General features: G+C 34.2%; 25 protein-coding genes. 19 read left to right on the top strand and 6 right to left on the bottom strand.

Features of this window, described 5'->3' with window-relative positions:
* Nucleotides 1–118: 118 nt before the first annotated feature.
* The 3 genes from OB_RS01845 to OB_RS01855 all read left to right on the top strand — a co-directional run bounded on the left by OB_RS01845 (nucleotide 119) and on the right by OB_RS01855 (nucleotide 1,380).
* Nucleotides 119–502 (top strand): hypothetical protein, encoded by a 384-nt coding sequence (locus OB_RS01845; protein WP_231846980.1) that lies wholly within the window; start codon nucleotides 119–121, stop codon nucleotides 500–502.
* A gap of 122 nt (nucleotides 503–624) precedes the next feature.
* The gene (locus OB_RS01850) at nucleotides 625–927 is read left to right on the top strand and encodes an ArsR/SmtB family transcription factor (protein WP_011064728.1); all 303 of its coding nucleotides are present in this window, start codon (nucleotides 625–627) and stop codon (nucleotides 925–927) included.
* A gap of 54 nt (nucleotides 928–981) precedes the next feature.
* The gene (locus OB_RS01855; RefSeq protein WP_011064729.1) at nucleotides 982–1,380 is read left to right on the top strand and encodes an ArsI/CadI family heavy metal resistance metalloenzyme; all 399 of its coding nucleotides are present in this window, start codon (nucleotides 982–984) and stop codon (nucleotides 1,378–1,380) included.
* Nucleotides 1,381–1,524: 144 nt separating this feature from the next.
* On the opposite strand, the gene OB_RS01860 is transcribed toward OB_RS01855, so the two are convergent.
* Together OB_RS01860 and OB_RS01865 are read right to left on the bottom strand one after the other, a co-directional pair.
* Nucleotides 1,525–2,346 carry a class I SAM-dependent methyltransferase gene (locus OB_RS01860; protein WP_011064730.1) on the bottom strand — a complete coding sequence of 274 codons (822 nt, stop codon included), beginning with the start codon at nucleotides 2,344–2,346 and terminating at the stop codon, nucleotides 1,525–1,527.
* A gap of 62 nt (nucleotides 2,347–2,408) precedes the next feature.
* Complete coding sequence (locus tag OB_RS01865) at nucleotides 2,409–3,056, bottom strand: TetR/AcrR family transcriptional regulator (protein WP_011064731.1); 648 nt, start codon at nucleotides 3,054–3,056, stop codon at nucleotides 2,409–2,411.
* A gap of 201 nt (nucleotides 3,057–3,257) precedes the next feature.
* On the opposite strand from OB_RS01865, the gene OB_RS01870 reads away from it, so the two are divergent.
* Nucleotides 3,258–3,992: a glucose 1-dehydrogenase gene (locus OB_RS01870; RefSeq protein WP_011064732.1), complete on the top strand. Its 735-nt coding sequence runs from the start codon at nucleotides 3,258–3,260 to the stop codon at nucleotides 3,990–3,992.
* 83 nt (nucleotides 3,993–4,075) lie between these two features.
* Here the strand turns inward: OB_RS01870 and OB_RS01875 are convergent, their stop codons facing one another.
* Nucleotides 4,076–4,309 carry a DUF5316 family protein gene (locus tag OB_RS01875; protein WP_011064733.1) on the bottom strand — a complete coding sequence of 78 codons (234 nt, stop codon included), beginning with the start codon at nucleotides 4,307–4,309 and terminating at the stop codon, nucleotides 4,076–4,078.
* A 187-nt stretch (nucleotides 4,310–4,496) separates the two neighbouring features.
* Between OB_RS01875 and OB_RS01880 the strand changes: the two genes are divergently transcribed.
* The 8 genes from OB_RS01880 (at nucleotide 4,497) to OB_RS01915 (ending at nucleotide 9,984) form a co-directional block, all read left to right on the top strand.
* Nucleotides 4,497–4,946: a PH domain-containing protein gene (locus OB_RS01880; protein WP_011064734.1), complete on the top strand. Its 450-nt coding sequence runs from the start codon at nucleotides 4,497–4,499 to the stop codon at nucleotides 4,944–4,946.
* 111 nt (nucleotides 4,947–5,057) lie between these two features.
* Nucleotides 5,058–5,663, top strand: coding sequence for a class D sortase (locus tag OB_RS01885; protein WP_011064735.1), 606 nt, complete (start codon nucleotides 5,058–5,060; stop codon nucleotides 5,661–5,663).
* Between the two features lie 164 nt (nucleotides 5,664–5,827).
* Complete coding sequence (locus tag OB_RS01890; protein ID WP_011064736.1) at nucleotides 5,828–6,715, top strand: ROK family protein; 888 nt, start codon at nucleotides 5,828–5,830, stop codon at nucleotides 6,713–6,715.
* A 161-nt stretch (nucleotides 6,716–6,876) separates the two neighbouring features.
* The gene (locus OB_RS01895; protein WP_011064737.1) at nucleotides 6,877–7,383 is read left to right on the top strand and encodes a GNAT family N-acetyltransferase; all 507 of its coding nucleotides are present in this window, start codon (nucleotides 6,877–6,879) and stop codon (nucleotides 7,381–7,383) included.
* 131 nt (nucleotides 7,384–7,514) lie between these two features.
* On the top strand, nucleotides 7,515–8,003 hold the full coding sequence (locus tag OB_RS01900; protein WP_011064738.1) for a hypothetical protein: 489 nt from the start codon (nucleotides 7,515–7,517) through the stop codon (nucleotides 8,001–8,003).
* 11 nt (nucleotides 8,004–8,014) lie between these two features.
* On the top strand, nucleotides 8,015–8,590 hold the full coding sequence (locus tag OB_RS01905; RefSeq protein ID WP_011064739.1) for a hypothetical protein: 576 nt from the start codon (nucleotides 8,015–8,017) through the stop codon (nucleotides 8,588–8,590).
* Between the two features lie 77 nt (nucleotides 8,591–8,667).
* Nucleotides 8,668–9,249 (top strand): histidine phosphatase family protein, encoded by a 582-nt coding sequence (locus OB_RS01910; protein WP_011064740.1) that lies wholly within the window; start codon nucleotides 8,668–8,670, stop codon nucleotides 9,247–9,249.
* Nucleotides 9,250–9,564: 315 nt separating this feature from the next.
* Nucleotides 9,565–9,984, top strand: a complete 420-nt coding sequence (locus OB_RS01915) for a DUF5082 family protein (protein WP_011064741.1) — start codon at nucleotides 9,565–9,567, stop codon at nucleotides 9,982–9,984.
* A gap of 105 nt (nucleotides 9,985–10,089) precedes the next feature.
* Here the strand turns inward: OB_RS01915 and OB_RS01920 are convergent, their stop codons facing one another.
* Nucleotides 10,090–10,659, bottom strand: a complete 570-nt coding sequence (locus OB_RS01920) for a TIGR00730 family Rossman fold protein (protein WP_011064742.1) — start codon at nucleotides 10,657–10,659, stop codon at nucleotides 10,090–10,092.
* Between the two features lie 271 nt (nucleotides 10,660–10,930).
* Here OB_RS01920 and cutA point away from each other — a divergent pair, with 271 nt between their 5' ends.
* From cutA to OB_RS01940, 4 genes are all read left to right on the top strand, one after another.
* Complete coding sequence (gene cutA / locus OB_RS01925) at nucleotides 10,931–11,251, top strand: divalent cation tolerance protein CutA (RefSeq protein WP_011064743.1); 321 nt, start codon at nucleotides 10,931–10,933, stop codon at nucleotides 11,249–11,251.
* A gap of 205 nt (nucleotides 11,252–11,456) precedes the next feature.
* Nucleotides 11,457–11,861 carry a hypothetical protein gene (locus tag OB_RS01930; protein ID WP_011064744.1) on the top strand — a complete coding sequence of 135 codons (405 nt, stop codon included), beginning with the start codon at nucleotides 11,457–11,459 and terminating at the stop codon, nucleotides 11,859–11,861.
* A gap of 15 nt (nucleotides 11,862–11,876) precedes the next feature.
* Nucleotides 11,877–12,287 (top strand): DUF4181 domain-containing protein, encoded by a 411-nt coding sequence (locus OB_RS01935; protein WP_011064745.1) that lies wholly within the window; start codon nucleotides 11,877–11,879, stop codon nucleotides 12,285–12,287.
* Between the two features lie 16 nt (nucleotides 12,288–12,303).
* Nucleotides 12,304–12,732 (top strand): DUF4181 domain-containing protein, encoded by a 429-nt coding sequence (locus OB_RS01940; protein WP_011064746.1) that lies wholly within the window; start codon nucleotides 12,304–12,306, stop codon nucleotides 12,730–12,732.
* Nucleotides 12,733–13,015: 283 nt separating this feature from the next.
* Here the strand turns inward: OB_RS01940 and rsgA are convergent, their stop codons facing one another.
* Nucleotides 13,016–14,071, bottom strand: a complete 1,056-nt coding sequence (gene rsgA / locus OB_RS01945) for a ribosome small subunit-dependent GTPase A (RefSeq protein WP_011064747.1) — start codon at nucleotides 14,069–14,071, stop codon at nucleotides 13,016–13,018.
* A 298-nt stretch (nucleotides 14,072–14,369) separates the two neighbouring features.
* Between rsgA and OB_RS01950 the strand changes: the two genes are divergently transcribed.
* A complete protein-coding gene (locus OB_RS01950; protein ID WP_269445909.1) occupies nucleotides 14,370–14,867 on the top strand; it encodes a DinB family protein in 498 nt (165 codons plus the stop codon).
* Between the two features lie 50 nt (nucleotides 14,868–14,917).
* On the opposite strand, the gene OB_RS01955 is transcribed toward OB_RS01950, so the two are convergent.
* Nucleotides 14,918–15,490 carry a TetR/AcrR family transcriptional regulator gene (locus OB_RS01955; RefSeq protein WP_011064749.1) on the bottom strand — a complete coding sequence of 191 codons (573 nt, stop codon included), beginning with the start codon at nucleotides 15,488–15,490 and terminating at the stop codon, nucleotides 14,918–14,920.
* 153 nt (nucleotides 15,491–15,643) lie between these two features.
* Here OB_RS01955 and OB_RS01960 point away from each other — a divergent pair, with 153 nt between their 5' ends.
* On the top strand, nucleotides 15,644–17,707 hold the full coding sequence (locus OB_RS01960) for an efflux RND transporter permease subunit (RefSeq protein ID WP_011064750.1): 2,064 nt from the start codon (nucleotides 15,644–15,646) through the stop codon (nucleotides 17,705–17,707).
* Entirely contained in the window at nucleotides 17,694–19,517 is a 1,824-nt protein-coding gene (locus OB_RS01965) for a hypothetical protein (RefSeq protein ID WP_011064751.1), read from the top strand. Before OB_RS01960 ends, OB_RS01965 begins: the two co-directional genes overlap by 14 nt.
* Nucleotides 19,518–19,617 lie beyond the last annotated feature (100 nt).

Genomic DNA, 19,617 nt, shown 5'->3' on the forward strand with positions numbered 1-19,617 from the left:
ATGTCATTTATTTTCTTTTTGTATAGTGAAACTTTTCTCTTATAAAAACCGTCTAATTTAATACAATCAGATTGGAAGGGAGAAGGAAGCGGTGAATAGTAAAAAGTCATATGTGTTCATGAGTTTGTTATTCATCATGTTATTGACGGGGTGTTCCTTTTTCGGAAATGGATTGATTAAGGGAGAAGTGCAAACCATTCGAATAGCTGAATCCAATGGTTTTGCGTCTGAAATTAGTAATGATTTTTTTAATGAAATAAAGGACGAAGAAGAGATTAAACAATTTAAACATGCTATTAATAGTGCTGTAAAACAACCTGGAGTAGTAGATATGATAGATCCAGTTTACGATGTGGAGTTGATAATCAATGACGAAGCGAGCCAAGAATTATATCTGTGGTTATATGAATCCTCTGGGTCGGTAATGACAGTCGAAGATACAAATACAGTTTATTCAATTTCTGAGAAAGAAGCAGAGAAATTATATAACATTGTAAGGTGATTAAATTAATAATTCAACGCTACTAACATACATCAAAAAAAGTTGATGTAAAACTTGTGGGATTTATCTTAATATTTTATAATCAACATATCAAGAAAAATTGATGTAAGGGACTGATCTATATGACCCAATTCTTAGAGTATGAAAAAAAATTCAAGGCTCTTGCCGATCAAAAACGCTTAGAAATAATGTATGAACTTTGCCAAAGAGGAAGAACCTGTGTATGCGATTTAACGGATATATTTGATGTTTCTCAATCAAAATTATCTTATCATCTCAAGATTTTATTAGACGCAGGGTTAATTACTAAAGATACAAAAGGTAAATGGAATTATTACACTTTAAATGATAAGGAAGTAAATAATCTGTTATCGGAAGAACTATGTTGCATATTTAGAAAAGAAGGAGAAAAAAGTACATGTTAATTTTTAGTCAATACATCAATTTTTTTTGATATAACGATTTAGGGGGAGTTTTTAATGAAGTATGTTCATGTTGGGGTAAATGTAACAAAGATTAATGAATCCATCGAATTTTATTCGAAAGTTTTTGGGGTGGAACCAGTAAAATCTAAGTCTAACTATGCTAAGTTTTTACTTGATAAACCTGGCATAAATTTCACACTCAATTTGAAGGATGAGGTGAGAGGAAACCAGGTGAACCACTTTGGATTTCAAGTAGAGACAGCTGAAGAAATTTTATCTCATAAAAAGAGATTAGAAAAAGAGGGTTTTTTTGCGCGTGACGAGATGAATACAACATGTTGTTATGCAGTACAAGATAAGTTTTGGGTGACTGACCCTGACGGTAATGAATGGGAATTCTTTTATACAAAAGCAGAAAGTGAAATAGAGGATAATACATGTTGTACCGGCTAAAATATACTAAATGATTAGTGTATCCTCGTACTTAGTGGGGATGAAGGGAACTTTTATTAATAGAAGCGAACAATAATTGGTTATTTCATTATATTGTTCGCTTTTTTTGGAATTCTTTTGCAGGTACCTTCTAGCTTTCTACTGTTATATTGCAGATAACACAAAGCTATTTAAAGATTGCCCTTCAACCGGCTGGTTCATAATATCGTAATAACTTTCAACAAGTGTTTGTATCATTGGAGACGCTTCGGAAAATGACTCTCTAATGGAATTTGCATAGGATCTCTCCCAATCTCCATCTTGTAAATAGGTTGCATCGACAGTAGATTGATCAATTATATTAAATCCAGCATCTTCTATGTATGTTTGGATTTGTCTCTTATCAAACAAATGTTGAATATTTCCATCATTGGATACAAAGTTTGAATATAGTGCTAAGATGGATGCTGCAAGAAAGTGTGGACGTTGTTGGATGTTTGCGTATGCTAGATCCCATTCCGCAAAGCATAGCTTTTTTGTGATTCGACGTAATTTACTAAAGTATTTTTGAAGTTGAGATGGGCTATTAAAATACCAGGATGAATGTGACAGTATAGCCATATCAAAGGTTTCATTCGTCTCGAATTCTAAGAAATCGGTATCTAAATAAAATGAAATTCTGTCACCTAAAGGTGATTGTTTGATAACCTGATTTGCCTGACCGAGTGTTAAAGGTGCTCCATAATCTTCTTTTGCAATGTCGATTGCAACAATTTTACCGTTTTCACCTACCGCATTAGCTAATGCAGCTGTTGTATCTCCTTGACCACAACCAATTTCGATAATACGCATTCCTTTTTCTACTTGAAAAGCATTTACTAGCTCCATTCGATGATTTAATTGGATTTGTTGAATAGTATCACCTTTATACAAGTTATATGTATGTATAAAGTGGTTTAGTTGATCTGAAGATTGAAAACTTGTCAATATATTTCCCCCATTCCTTTTAAGAAGGTACATTCTGTAAACCCCGCTGTATAACTTTCAAATTAAGCTTTTATATGTGATAAATATAGCTCTTTCATAATTTCTAACTGACGCCGTGGCTCCACCTCTACATCATAATAGTTAACAGCTTTCATTAATGCTAATTTACGCGCAAATAAACCAAAGTTGTTTATGAAAGATATCATTGTTTCTTTAATATCTATATCCTTACGAATCGAACCGTCACTTGATCCCTCTTGGATAAGTGTAGACATTAAAATATAGATCTTTTCTCTAACTGCATCGTATAAACCTATATCTTCTAAGGGTTCTTTAGAAATAGCAACATAGTTTTCAAATGCATCAATAAACGTTGTAGAGTTTTTAGAAGCATGTGTAACAATTTGACTTAGGAAGTTAAATATTTGTTCAATTTTTTTATATGCATTTTCGCCGTTATTGATAATTAATTGAAACTGATAAAGTTCTTCTTCCATAATGGAAGTTGCAACGGCAACGATAAGTTTATCTTTCCTCGGAAAGTATCGAAATAATGTCGCTACGCCAATCCCTTCTTCGTCAGCTATATTCTGCATCTTTATACTTTCTAAACCTGATTCGGCGAATAATCGTTCTGCAGTTTTAACAATACTTTGATAGCGCTTGTTTTTATTTTTTTCTCTCAAACCTGTTTTATTGGAAACGTCCATAACAATCTCCTTCTTGATAAATCTATAGTTAATTTATACAGGGAATCAATTTGTTTTGCAATTATATCAGAATTCGTATACAATTTAATTAATGATAGTCTTTCTATCAATACTTTATTTAAATGAAGTACAAGATATGTATCTATATATCTTATGGAAATATTCATAGGTAACCTTTCCATAAAGAATGGAGGAATTATAATGGGGCGATTAGAGAATAAGGTGGCAATTATTACAGGAGGAGCAAGGGGTATGGGTGCTTCTCATGTGCGTCTTTTTGCAAAAGAAGGAGCTAAAGTAGTGTTCACGGATTTAAATGAAGAGGGTGGACTTGCTTTAGCAAATGAATTAGGTGAAAATGTTAAATTTGTGAAGCAGGACGTAACAAACGCGGATGACTGGGAAACAGTTATCTCTGAGACAGAAGAAGCTTTTGGTCCTGTAAATGTATTGGTAAATAATGCGGGAATTAGTTTAAGTATTCCATTAATGGAGATGACAGAGGAACAATACCGTAAAATTATTGATATTAACCAAGTATCCGTATTTTTAGGGATGAAAGCAGTAGTTCCTTCCATGCAAAAAGCAGGAAGCGGATCGATTGTAAATATCTCTTCTATGAATGGAATTGTAGCAGGTGCAGTAGGATATACAGATTCTAAATTCGCTGTACGCGGAGCTACAAAAGCAGCTGCTGTTCAATTAGGTGGATTAGGAATTCGTGTGAACTCTGTTCATCCTGGTGTAATTGAGACTCCGATGGTTACAAAAGGTGATGCAGTAGAACAAATTAAAGAATTTGCGAAACAGATCCCATCTAAACGCATGGCACAGCCAGAAGAAGTTTCCAATATGGTGCTTTTCCTCGCATCGGATGAAGCTAGCTACTCTACAGGTTCTGAATTTGTGATTGACGGTGGATTAACAGCAATGTAATAGATGAATTTTCAAAAATACCTCTATGAGAAAAACGATTCTTTCTTATAGAGGTTTTTGATATTTTGGTGAGGTAGGAGAATTCATTGAACGAAATAAATACATACAGCTATTAACGCAGAGAGGATACCAATGCCTCCTGCTTTTAATCCGAAATTAGTTCGATAATGACGTTGTTCCTTTGATTGGGAATAATAATCAGCACGGTTATCAGGACCTGACTTCCATGTTCCCAGTACCAGTCCAGATATAATTAAACTAATCAGCCCTATTAGAAAGAATATATAAAACAATGCCTCTAATAATGTGGATAGCAATTTATTTACCCCTCCTTTTTATTATTTACGCTGTAAATCAAAAAAGGATATTTGAAATAGTATCAAATATCCGCTGTTCCTACCTATCTTATTCAGGATAGGTAAGGGATATTCTTTTTATTGCGAATATTATATAATTACCCTTAATTGATCTATGTAAATCGTAGGAAATCTGGAGGGGGTATTCATGAAGGGTATAGTGTTTAAATCAAAAGTGGATCGAGGCTACAAATTATTTTTATGTGTAGTGACTCTCATTTTATTTATAGTGTGCTTAATCCCGGTAATCATTTTTCCTTTTAATTGGTTAATATTAATTATACTTGTTGGTGTATTTGTTTTATCTACATTATTTATTTTATTGCCATGTTTTAATCTTTGTTATATTTTCTTCTATGACTATTTACTTGTGAAAAGCGGTTTCTTTCGTTTTCATATAAAGTATTCTCAAATGACTAAAATAGAAGCGACTTCTAATTTTTTGATCGGAACAAGAGCAATGATGGCGACAAATGGAATTGTTATATATTATTCGAGTGGAATTACAGGAGAATTAAAATTATCTCCTGACGACCAGGATGCCTTTTTAAAAATTTTGCAGGAACGGGCTCCGCAAGCAAATATTAATGTAAGATAAGATGAATAATTTTAATTAACTAAGGGGAAAAACACATTGTGAACAAATGTCATTTCCATTAATATAAAGAATATACAGTTTTTTAATGAACTTTTTATAGAGGATGATCAGATGAAATTCTTGGGTAGATTTCTATTAATAGTTGGAATAGTAATCGTTGCGATAGCTGGATTTCATTTATATCAGACAGAAAAATCACAAGATGAGGCTTTGCTGGAAGCAGAAATGCGTATAAAGCAAGGAGTAACGGAAGTTGAAGGTTCTACGTCAGTTGACGACATGAAACCAATAGATTTTAAAACCAAAACTGGTGAAGCATTTGGTACTTTAGAAATTCCTAAACTAGATAAAACACTACCCATTGTAGCTGGGACTGATCCAGATTCATTAGAGCGAGGGGTCGGACATTTGGATAACTCTGTGTTGCCTAGTCAGGGAGAGCAAATTGTCTTATCTGGTCATCGTGATACTGTTTTTCGGAATTTTGACCAAATAGAAATAGGGGATCAGTACATTGTTCACTTACCTTATGGATCGTACACATATGAAATTAAAGAAACAGAAATTGTTCCAGAGGATGACACTTCTGTAATCAGGCAAATGGGAGAAGAAGTTTTAGTCGTAACGACATGTTATCCATTCCACTATGTAGGCAATGCTCCGGAACGTTTTGTTACGTACGCTTATCCTGTAGAAAAGCATGCAAATAGTGATTAATGACTACTTTCAGCATTGGTAACAAAAATACTTGGTGTAGACTTTGGTCACTAATTCGGTAAGGAAGTACGATTTTGATTCATTTTCATCACGTGTTGTGAACACGGGAATGAGAATTCCTGTTGAAGGATTTCTCGCTTATTATATGAAGAGGTGGGGAATAAATGGGGGAATCATTTCTATCGATTGATTTAGGAGGAACATATACAAAATATGGATTAATTGATCAGGAAGGCAATGTAAGTAAAACACATAGGATAATTACACCAAAGGACTTGTCTGGGTTATTAGAAGAAGTAAATCTAATGATCAGTGAATATCCAAATAGTAAAGGTATTGCTATTAGCGCTCCTGGTGCTGTTTCGCATTCAGGTGTCATTCACGGGACGAGTGCAATACCATATATACATGGTCCAAACATCAAAGCGTTAATAGAACAATCTACTGGTAAGATGGTTTCAATAGAGAATGATGCAAATTGTGCTGCCCTAGCAGAAAGCTGGAAGGGGAATGCGCAAAAGGTGCAAAATGCTATTGTTATTGTTGTAGGAACGGGGATAGGCGGCGCTTTTATTCATCAAGGAGTTGTACAGCGAGGAAAGCATTTACATGCCGGTGAGTTTGGCTATATGCTCATTAAACATGAAGAGCAGTGGAGTTCGTGGAGCGAATTAGCAGCAACATCATCACTGAGAAAAGAAGTCGCTAGGCAAAAAAGTATTCCGTATGAAAGTATATTTACCGGTGAACAAATATTTGAAATGGCTTCAAACGGAGATCCGGAATGTATACGTGCGATTAAACAGTTCTTTTACTATCTTGCAGTTGGAATTTATAATATCCAACATATGTATGATCCTGATATTATTCTTTTTGGTGGAGGGATTAGTGCGAGAGAAGGTTTTATAACTGAAATATATCGTGAATATGAGGCTCTAACGGAAAATATGCATTTCGAAACAATTCGCCCAAAGCTAGATACTTGTTCTTTTAAACAACATGCGAACCTAGTTGGAGCAGTAAAGCATTTCTTACAATCAGAAGGAAATTAATCAAACGATTGATTAAAATAATCTAGCCGCCGTTGGTTATAAAATAATGATGTTCGGATTATAGAAACAACGTGGCATTCATTCAAAATAGATCAATTCTGAATGAAATAAAGTAAAAATATAAATAAGAAAAAAACTAAAATATAAGGTAGGTCAACAGCATGAGTAAAAATTTAACTTTTAGAAACGCCACTATAGAAGATTTACCAGAGATAGTAGCTATTTATAATTCAACGATCGTCAGTAGAATGGTAACAGCTGATACAGAACCGGTTACTGTAGAAGAGAGGCAAAATTGGTTTAATGAACATGACTCTGTCAGAAGGCCTTTATTAGTAGCAGAATTAGAAGGAGAAATCTGTGGGTGGATTAGTTTAGAATCCTTCTATGGACGTCCCGCTTATAATCAAACTGCAGAAGTTAGTATATATATAGATGAACGTTTTAGAGGAGAAGGACTAGGAAAGAAATTATTAAACTATATCATAGAAAAAAGTCCTTCTTATGGTATCGAAATATTATTGGGATTCATATTTGCCCACAATGAGCCAAGCATTAAATTATTCGAACGCTTCGGGTTTGAACAATGGGCCCATCTACCGAGCGTTGCTAAACTAGATAGCGTGAATAGGGATTTAATTATACTAGGGAAAAATATAAGTAAATAAGTAAAAAGAAGGATTAACTTGTGTAATCCTTTTTTAATGGAAAAATATACCTAAAATTCACTTTACAAGTCGTGTTATTTGTTTTAATATTAATATTCTGATTTTTATAAGAAAAAGGAGATTGGCTTGGGGTGTCTACGAATATGTCGCATTTATCTCATATTGATAAACTAAGGAGAGGTTTTATTTTAATCGCAACGGTTATTATTCTATTTCCTTACATTACGGACTCTATTATCATTAGTTTCCATCGTGTCCAAGCATTTGCGACAGAGGAAAATAATGAAGCTTTACACACTGAGGATATCAACATCTCCATTAAACTAAAACATGATTGGATTCACATAAAACAACTCGTATTAACAGAAAAGGCAACGACGATAAAGTACGAAATAATCCCTGTAAATCCTTTAAAAAGTGAACTAACTTCTGAAGCAATTACAATAAAAAATGAACAAAATGAAGAACTCTCGCCAACTTCAGGAGTTGCTAAAATTTTATATACGAGAGAATTTGGACAACGAAGTTTTGAAGCTATACCTTCCGATCAGGATAAATTAGTTGTAGGTTTCCTGTATTATGGACAAATGGTTGAACAAGAAATTGAGATACATAGATGAGGAGTTTTTAAATGAGATTATTTCATGGAAAGCAAAAAGGGGTATTGTATTTGCTTGAGTGGGGAGTTGTCATTTTGTTTGTGTGCTTCTTTATAATAAAGTGGTTCGATTATACACAATATCATTTTTCTGCAGATGCTGCTTTTGAAGAAAAACAAGATCTAAATTATTCCGGACCATCTAAAAAAGTTGAAAAAGTGGATGTGGATGATCGAGTATTTTACTTGAATACTTTTAATGACCAATTTTCTGTTGGGATACTAAAAAAAGACTTTGGCCTTCTGTGGAAATATGAAAATTCCTTTTACAGTATTGAAAGAGTAGACGAAGAAGCTATAACGTACTTACATGATGGATATATGAAGAATAATGATGTGTATTCTATTTATCTGGTTGGAGTTGTCAATGATCCAGCCATAAAGAAGATCCGACTGCAATTAAAAGGTGAAAAAACATTAGCATATCCAATAAGAGATAATGGTATGTTTGCCTTTTTCATTGAGGATAACCATATAGGGTACGATAATTGGGAGAAATTATCCGGTGTAGATAAAAATGGTAAAGTAGTTTATGAGAAAGCAATATAATTTGTTAGCCATTAACGAAAAACAAATGGTAAAATAAATAATTAGCCATATGGACGATGAAGAAATGAGGTTTATTTATGACAGAAATATACTTAGTTAGGCACGGGGAAACAAATTGGAATAAGGAAGGAAGAGTACAAGGCAGGACGGATATTCCTTTAAATGAAACAGGTAGAATGCAAGCAAAACTTTGTTTTAACGGAGTAAAGGAATTTGAGCCAACGATTCTGATTGCAAGCCCTTTACAACGAGCCAAAGTAACTGCTGAAATTCTAAATGAACAATGGGGTTTACCTATTATTGAGATGGAAGAATTTAAGGAACGATCCTATGGTGATGCGGAAGGAATGACGCTGGAAGATAGAGAACGATTCTTCCCTGATAAAGACATTCCGAATATGGAAATATTGGAAGATGTAAAGCGACGAGGAATTGAAGGAATACAAAAAGTGTGCCAACGGTTTTCTGATGAAAAAATCGTAATTGTAGCTCACGGGGCGCTAATCAATGCGATTTTATCGGTGATCTCTAAGGGAGAAATTGGATCAGGTAAAACACATTTAAATAATACTTGTATTAATAAGCTGACGTTTGCTGATAAGGTATTTGAAATTAAAGATTATAATAACACGGATCATTTAATAGCGGTGAATGATTAATTTATATATTTCCGGATAAGTATGGATATTGCTTATTCGGGATTTTTATATATACCCAGATTTTATAATATCCGTATGTAGGTGGCGGTAATGAGTCGATTTCATAACGATGTACATTCGGAGAGAATTTATTAACTGGTTATTAAGAACTGGTTCAAATGAAGGGAATAACATAATCCAGTTATGATTTTTATAACGAAAACAGTACTATTTACCCTGCAAATAGAAGCGTTGTTTTATTATAATGATGCATAGATATAGGAAAATAAAACCAATTTTAGGGTATTAAATCGGGTATAAAGAGGTGTTAACAAGGTGGATGTATTTACTATTAATGCAGAATTAAGTCGACTACAACATCGTATCTATCTGAATAATATCGACTTACAAACAAAGCAAGAATATTTAGAACGATTAAAGCGTACATTGAACAGCATCGACTCCAAGCTAGGGGATTTTCGCGGAAATAATCAATTATGTACGAAACCAGAATGTTCAAGGTCTACTTTTTTTGGAAATAATGCAGATACTGTTGAAGGGTTACGTGATAGTGACATCGTTCCTAGTTATAAGGACATCGCTGATAATCAGCTATATGGAAAGACAGACCAGATTCAGTCAAAGATTAGGGAGCTTGAAGGTGACATAAGTGCGCTAAACAGTTCGAATAATACCATGGAATCTAGCAGAAGAACATTGATTGATAGAAGGAATGAAATAGGCAGGTCGTCATGAGGTAGAATTTTTACACCTAAAAGCGGAAGCGTAGACGACCTATCTGGATGAGGGGATAGAGAACCCCCTTCAAATCTTGGTATTGTAAGAAGGGGCGGTTGTAATCTACCATTTTGAAGTAGAACTCATTTCAAAAGCTTCCATTTTTTCAATTAAAGTTTTAGGGTCTTGGTCGCTAATAATTAATTCTAAGTATGATTCTTTCATAAATCCTTCTTTGACCGTGTTTTTCAACATGCTTATTAAAGGATCATAAAACCCATTTACATTTAGAAATCCACAAGGCTTTTTGTGGTAGCCTAATTGTAGCCAAGTAAAGACTTCAAACCATTCCTCGAGAGTTCCGGCTCCTCCGGGTAATGCAATAAAACCATCTGCGAGTTCTGCCATTTTTGCTTTTCGTTCATGCATATCAGCAACAGTATGTAATTCAGTTATATCCTCATGAGCAATTTCAACATCAACAAGTTTTTGAGGAATCACGCCAATGACGTATCCGTGATGACTAAGAGACGCATTCGCTAATTCCCCCATGCATCCTACTTTTGCACCGCCATAAATTAGTTTTCGATTCGTTGCTGCCAAGTATTTTCCCATGTCATTGGCTGCTTTTAAATACCGCTCATTGGTTCCATTACTTGACCCACAAAAGATAGCAATATTATTTAAATTCATTGAGTTTTACCTCCTTAATTAGAATTATAGTATAGTTGTATTGCTTTGTATGGAAAAAATCTAATTTTTTCATAGTAGTCCATTTCATGATTGATAGGATTTGATATTTATATAATATTGATCATTACTTTTTGAACTAGTGATGGACATATGTTTATGTCATAATAAAATTAGAATGAATCCATAACTGAACGTTAAGCAAGATAATTAAAAAGACGAAAGAATTACCCAGAAAAAAGAATTGCCTTTGGGATGATAAGGAGAATAACAGATGAATGTCGATTATGTAAAAGTGGAGGTATATTTACCAGAAGAATATATAGAAACCATGAGGAATGAGCTAAATGATCATGGTTTTTTAACCGTTGGTAATTATGATCATGTTATCTCTTATTCAAGGGTAAAAGGGTTTTGGAGACCGCTCGAATTTGCTTCTTCTTTTGACGGAGAGAAAGGCAAAATATCTCATGGCACAGAGTGTAAGATGGAGTTTAGCTGTATGCGTGATCAAGTTGAACAGGTTAGAAAGATAATTATTGATAATCATCCATATGAGGAACCGATTATTTATTTCATACCGATTTTAATTTAATACGTAGTACAGGTAGAAAAGCGCTTGGGGTATAAATAATGTTTTAAGCTAAAAGAAGGATTATTATAATCAAAAATTAGCGTGAGAAATATGCAGAGAGCCCGGATTGAGGGATTTCAGAAGCGGGATTACATTAGGAAATATCTTTTGAAGATACTTATCTTTGTGTTTTTCTGAATATTCTATTTTAAGAGGTGTGAAAGATGTGAAAAAAAGTCTCCTTATCTTTATTTTCGTCTTTGGCTTAATGTTAACTAGCGGTTGTATGGGGGAAAACATTCCGGAATTAACCGTAACTGCGGACAGTAAAGAAGTTGAAGTCCGACTATCTAGTTATAGCTGGAAAGGAACGGAAACAAGTGTAATTGATCCAGTAAAAGTTGCGGAGGAAATGAAGGCGACATTAGTAAGTGAGAGTACGAATATAGAGTGGAGAATAAGTGAAAAAGCAGATTCGTATCGCTTTTCTACTTGGAATGGGAAAGAGTGGATAAATCATAAAGAGATCGATTTTCCTTCTAACAAAGGAAGAACTATCCATATGGTAATTGCAGAGTGGGATAATCAAGATTATGTTAATTATTTATTTGTGACAGAACTAGTTTATTAGAAGTTGGAGGTTATAATGGATTTTGGGTTATTTTTGTTTATTGTTATGAGCGTAGCTTCAGCTATACGTTGGTTATTTCGTCATATACTATATCGCATATTAGGTGTGGAGAGACGAACGCGTTTTATAGATGACGATCATAAGTATAAGAATCATATTATAGGCATAGTCGGAGTAATGGTATTAATCTTTGGCGTGACTTTATTATATATGTTTAATTATATTTCAATATTTGTGATTACTATAATCATAGTATTTGTAATATTTGTTAGTACGAGTATACATCAAATACGCTTAGAAAAAATGCTTGAACCAGAGACTAACAATTATCTTCATTCGATTTATATGTTAATTTTCGACATTATTGTTATTATCGTTATATTTATCCTGCTTTATCAAAACAAAGATATGATTTTACTATTTTGAGAGGAAAATACAATCAATGAATAACGATGTCTTAGGAAATATATGGTTGGATTTAGCGGTTTTTGTTTTAATGATTTTCTTCTTGCATTTCGTTTTTAGTAAACTAATGAGACGATTACTGAAAGTGGAAAAAAGGAAACCGTTCTCCTATAACTATGTAAATGATCAACATAAAAAAGGTGATAAAATAATAAGGACACTAGTTGTTATAATAGCTATAATAGCGCTAGGAATACATTACAATTCTGATGTAACAACAGGTATCCCAGTAGCTCTTATAATTGCAATACTGCTGCAGTTAATTCCTGAGTTATACCGAGCCTATATGGAGAAAAAGTATCAATCGCATTCAAATAATTATAAATATACATTGGCTGAAACTCTATTTTTGGCTTTAATTCTTATTGTCAGCATATTATTAATTTATCGTTTATATCGTTTTTAAATTAGTTTGCTATAATTTAACAATGAGCAGACAGCATATGAATTGGCCAATAGAATGGTTCTATTGTCTATTGAATGTAATAATAAAGGATTCTTCACCATATTTTGTTCGCTATGGACATCTTGGCTTCGCGCGTATAACCGAAGCTTATTGAGGATTGCCTGATCGAATTTTAAGAGAGACCATGCCAGGTGGTTTTTTAACGTTTTCTAATGATTAAACCGTATAGCATTCCTGATTTTCAGGAGGGCTATACGGTTTTAATGGTCTCTCTTCACTCACTTTATCTATTCTTTTTTTGCTGCATACTGATTTTCTTCCATTTCTTTCTCTCTTCAGTAGCTAATTTAGCATTTTGTTTTCGCTCGATATAAGCTAACTCACGTTGTAACTTAAGATAACTATTCCAACGTCCTTCTTCAAGATCACCTGTTTCCAATGCTTCTTTAACTGCGCAGTCTGGCTCCGTATCATGTTTACAGTCTGTAAATTTACATTCAGCTATTAAATGATTTATATCAGAGAAAGTATGGCTTAATGTATCACCATCTTCTGTCCATAATTGTAATTCACGCATTCCTGGAGTATCGATAATTACTCCGCCAGTTGGTAAGTTAAACAGTTCTCGGTGTGTAGTGGTGTGCCTACCACGTTTATCATCTTCTCGAACCGACCCTGTCTTTAAGACTTTTTCTGTCAAAAGTGCATTGATAAGCGTAGACTTTCCAGCCCCTGAACTTCCAATTAAGACGACAGAATCATCTTCGTGAATATTAGCCAAAATGTCTTCCTTGCCTTCTTCATTAGTCGCATTCCATTTGTATAATGGGATACCAAAAGCAATGCTGTCAGCGTGTTCAATGATTGAATCCATATCGCTGGCGAGGTCTACTTTTGAAAATACAATATGTGGTGATGCTCCGCTTTCCCAAACAGCAGTTAAATATCGTTCTAATTTCCGTTCATTTAAGTCTTCATCCGCACTAATGACAATAAAGACTTTAGTAACATTACTAGCAACGATTTGAGCGTCTGTCCTCAACCCAGCAACTTTTCGCACAATACTGCTGAATCTAGGCAGTACTTGATCAATAATCACGATGTCATTAAAGTCTTTTTCTTGTAGGACCACCCAATCTCCAACTGCTGGATAATCTTCTCTAGAAATTGCTTCATGTCGCATTTTCCCTTTTACTACTGCGGGTTTGAAACCATTTATTGTCTGTAAAATGTATCGTTCTTTTTGTTCCATTACTACTCGAGCTAATAAATCTATTTGTCCGTCATAATTGATTTCTTTTCGATATGCATATTTTTGTTGAAATTCGTTCAAGTTCATTTCCTCCTAGTGTTTTGTTGGCATAAAAAAATTCGGATAGGCACTCGCCAACCGAATAAGACAAAACACTAGAATAAACATGTATAAAAAGCTACACGTTAAAGGGCGTCCGACGTAAAGGTAGGCAAGTGCATAAAGAAAATTTGAGAATTTACATTGATCATTTTCATCACACATCACCTTCCTCCACATTATTTTCATTTATCATACATCAATTTGAAAATAATGTAAAGAAAATATTGAAAAATTAGGCGATTATAGTGTTGTTCATGGTAAAGTAAGTAAAAAGAATAAATTAATGGAGGAGAAGAGATTGATAAAGTTATTCGAATATAATTGGCAAGTTCGTGATGAGTGGCTTAATTGGTGTGAAACTATACCTGAAGAAGCGTTGTTTAAAAAAAGAGTTGGTGGAGTACATAGTATCCATTACACGTTATTTCATATTATTGAAGTCGAGTATAGTTGGATAAGAGCTATTCAAGAAAAGCAAGATGTTCCAATAGACTATAAAGACTATCCATCTATCGCTTCATTACAATCCTTATCCAGAGAGTGTCGGGATGAGATAGTGAGTTTCTTTGCCGACAATTCTAACTTTAATAGTAACAAACAAGTTCGGCCAGCATGGGAAGAAACAAGCTTTTCCATACAGGATATCTTACATCATGTCATTGTACATGAGGTTCATCATATCGGTCAGCTATCTATCTGGGCGCGAGAGGTAGGAGTAGAACCTATATCTGCTAGCTTTATTGACAGGGATATGAAGAAGGTATCAGATTATTTGGAGTAGAAGGAAGTGAAAAATAACCTCTGTATGGAGACAAAGGTTAACTTGCTTTCCTATAAATTAGCATGTAGCATGCCATTGTTACTGACTTCTGTAATTATTCTAGTCATTTCTTCTGTTGACTCCTTCATTCCATCTTCTAGCCAACGTTCAATGACGTTAATACTGCCACTAATAACATATAAACTAATATATTTTGAACGGGTTTTATTCGATATTATATGGTCATGGTTTAACGAACTCATGATATGAGATTGAGCAGCTTCCATTACTCTGTGTTGAAAACCTTTGTTACCATGTTCACTAAACAGAATTCGGAAATGCTCACTTCTACTCACTACATAGTCCAGTAAATATTTTGCCATTGCAAACATTTCTTTTTTATTTTGATAATTATATTGCAGTAAACTTTGATCCAGTTCTTCGATTATCTCTTCCTCAATGTGATTAAGTAAATCATATTGATCGGTGAAATGGCTATAAAAGGTAGATCGATTGATATCGGCTTGAGAACAAAGCTCTTTAATAGTGATAGAAGAAATTGGTTTATCATTTAAAAGTTCCATTAAACTGTCTTTTAATACCATCCGTGTATATTTTTTTCTTCGATCTAATTTCTTTTCCATATAAAAACCCTTTCATTTCGTGATTTCCAACATTTTTCTGAAAAGTGTTGTTAAAGTAACATAAATTATACAACTGTTTGTTGTGTAACTAACATGATGTATTTATAATGTTAATGTAAAATCATTAAATCATCAAGATGTGGGGAAATTACATTGTCAAATATAATTATTCGATTTAAGAAATCTGTGGTCATTCTATTCTTCGTATTAATGATTATCTCGGCATTTGCTTTCTTATTCGTAGATGTAAATTATAATATGCAAGATTATTTACCGGAGGATGCTGAATCAACAGTCGGGTTAGATGTAATGGATGAAGAGTTTTCCAGCGGAGTATCCAATACGAATGTAATGATCGAGGATGTCACGATTCAAGAAGCGATGGAGTATAAGCAAGAGATAGAGTCAATGGACGGTGTCACCGAGGTGTTATGGCTAGATGATGCTATAGACCTTCGTGAGCCAATAGAGGTGGCTGATACTGATACAGTAGAGAATTATTATAAGGATAATAAAGCACTTTTGTCGGTTACGATAGAAAGTGGTGAAGAAGTAGCAGCTACTGATCAAATTTACGAACTAATCGGTGAAGAGAATGCCATTTCTGGTGAAGCAGCTAATACAGCGACCCAACAGAAAATGGCTGGTAGTGAAACAATGTATGCTGCAGCTTTACTAATTCCGATTATTATAATCATACTTGTTCTATCGACGAATTCATGGTTAGAACCGGTATTTTTCCTGACGGCGATTGGTGTATCTGTATTAATAAATCTAGGTACAAATATCTTTGTAGGTGAGGTTTCCTTTATCACCCAATCGGTAGCACCAATCTTACAACTAGCAGTTTCGCTGGATTATGCCATATTCCTATTACATAGTTTCCAGGATTATCGTAATAGGGGGAATAAACCAGAAGAAGCTATGAAACTGGCAATGAAAGAATCATTCCCGGTTGTTAGTGCTAGTGCCTTAACTACATTCTTTGGATTTACAGCACTTATGTTTATGGACTTTGGAATCGGTGCTGACTTAGGATTAAGCCTTGTTAAAGGGATTTTATTGAGTTTCATTAGTGTTATGATATTCCTGCCAGCATTAACATTATTACTTTATCCTTGGATTGACAAAACACAGCACAAGTCACTTATTCCAAGTTTTAAAGGTGTAGGAAAGAAATTAATCAAGTTACGAATTCCAGTTCTTATTCTTATAGCACTGGTAATTGTTCCGAGTTTTCTTGCGCAAAGCAGTACGGAGTTCACTTACGGTATGGGCGATCAGCCAGAAAATACTCGTTTAGGTTCCGATATAAATCAGATTCAAGAGACTTTTGGAGAATCAACCTCTGTTGTGTTATTAGTGCCTAATAACGATATCGGAAAAGAACAAGAAATGATTCAAGATATAGATACAATCGATCATGTAACTTCCGTTGTAGGTTACGCTAATATGGTTGGAAGTACAATCCCGCAAGATTATTTAGAAGAAAATGTCACCGAACAATTTCTTTCGGAAAACTACAGCAGAATTATTATTAATACGGATGTTGGTGCAGAAGGAGATGTACCATTTAAGTTAGTAGAAGAAGTTCGCAGTGTGGCTACTTCTTATTATGGAAATGAAGCATTAACGCTTGGAGAAAGTGTTGCGCTTTATGATATGAAAGAAACTGTCACCGCGGATAATAAATTAGTAAACATCCTTACTATTGTAACTATAGCTATCGTATTGTTATTCACATTCCGATCGATATCTATACCGGTTGTATTATTGGTGACGATACAATCAGCTGTATGGATTAACTTATCCGTACCATATTTCACAGATACATCCCTTGTATTTGTAGGGTATTTAATTGTGAGTACAGTACAATTAGCTGCAACGGTAGATTATGCAATTCTTTTAACCGAGACGTATAAACAAAATCGCAAAGATATGGCCGCCTTACCTGCCATTAAAAAGACGATTGATGATAAATTGTTCTCGATAGCAGTATCTGCATCGATACTATCTAGTGTTGGATTTATATTATGGCTAACATCTTCAAATCCGATTGTAGGATCGATTGGTCTATTATTAGGTAGAGGGGCGTTATTAGCCTTTATTCTAGTAATTACGTTATTGCCAGCATTGCTTGTTATTGGTGATAAATTGATTTGGAAGACTACTCTCGGTACGAAAGTTTATAAGGAGGAAAAGCATGAAGATAATTAAATGGTTATGGCTTACTCTAGCAATCTTTTTCTTTCCTGTATTAATTACAAATGCAGAAGCGAATACTTCTGATTCTAATGATATCGATAGTGAAAATACAGAAGCTGGAGAGGTTTCTAGTAAAAATGAAGTTATTTATGCTAATTTACAAGCTGGCGGAAGCATGAAAGATATGTATGTTGTTAATGCGTTTGAATTATCGAAGCCAGGTTTGATTGAGGATTATGGTAATTATCAAGGTGTGAAGAATTTAACAGATACGTCACCCGTGGAACAGAATGATGATAAGGTTTCGATGATTGCAGAAGATGATTCTTTTTACTATCAAGGAAATATTACTAAAGAGTTACCTTGGACGTTTGATATTAAGTACTATCTAGATGGTAAAGAAATGGAACCTGAACAAATGATTGGTGAATCGGGAGAAGTTGAAATAACCATTGATGTTCAAGAGAACGATATAGATACATCTGCATTCTTTGAAAACTATATGCTTCAAATTTCACTACCATTGAATACAGATCACTTTCAAAATATAGAGGCACAGGATGCAACAATAGCTAATGCAGGTAAGAATAAGCAAATTGCATTTACCGTGATGCCTGAAGAAGAAGAACAATTTTCCATTAAAGCACAAACGGATAATTTTGAAGTAGATGGATTAGAAATTTCTGCATTACCTTCATCTATGTCTATAGATAGTCCAGATACAGATGAATTAACGAGCGAGTTTGAATCTCTAACGGATGCTGTTGGAGAGATCGATAATGGTGTTGGTGAATTAAGTGATGGCATTAGTGGATTAGCTTCTGGATTATCTGAATTAGAAAATGGTTCATCCCAATATAAAAATGGGATGGATGAATTAAATCAATCTAGCAGTCAATTAACAAATGCTTCATCTCAAATTAATGACGCATTATCTACGATTCAATCACAAATAGGGCAAGCAAGCGGTGCAAGTGGATTAGATCAATTAGAAGAATTAGAAACGGCTGTCACTGAAATGTCCAGTGGATTAGACGAATTAGCTAATGGGATGGACGATTTAGCTTCAAACTATAGCGATGCAAATCAAGCTCTAGAAAATGCGATTAACCAGATTCCTGAAAGCTCAATTTCAGAATCAGATATTGAAGCATTGTATCAAAGTGATGCAGATCAAGAGGTTGTTGATGAATTAGTGGCAACATACGAAGCAGCTCAGTCGGTAAAAGGAGCATATGATTCAGTTGGAGAAGCGTTCGATGCAGTTGAACCCAGCTTAACTACCTTTAGTGAGTCTACTAGAGAAGTATCAAATCATTTACGTGAATTAGCAGACGGGTTACAAGAATCAATGGATCAAGTAGATGTTGATGAAGGATTAAATGAACTTACAGCAGGATTAGAAGAAATGTCTTCTAATTACAGCCAATTTCACGATGGATTGATGGAATATACAAATGGCGTTAATGAACTAGCTAATTCGTATACTGAAATTCATAATGGTATTGGTGAATCAGCGGATGGTGCAGGTCAAATTGCTGATGGTGCTAGTGAATTAGAAGAGGGTACTGGACAGCTTTATGATGCAACTTCAGAAATACCTGATGAAATGCAAGAAGAAATTGATTCTATGATTTCACAGTATGATAAATCTGATTTCAATCCAATTTCATTTGTTTCCGATCAGAATGATGAAATAACAGATTCGGTTGAATTTGTTATTAGCACGGATAGTCTTATAAAAGAAGAGGCAGAGAATACAGAAGAAGAAACAGAAGAAGAAAAAGGATTCTTAGAAAAACTAAAAGATTTATTTAGATAACAGTTTGATGAGGACTATCAAGTTTAATAGCTTGGTAGTCTTTTTTAGTAAAAATGTAAAGAGGAAATCGGGGTGAACAGTAAGAATTTATAATGATAAT

Origin of the sequence: Oceanobacillus iheyensis HTE831, from assembly GCF_000011245.1 — a bacterium.
GTDB classification, from domain to species: Bacteria; Bacillota; Bacilli; order Bacillales; family Amphibacillaceae; genus Oceanobacillus; species Oceanobacillus iheyensis.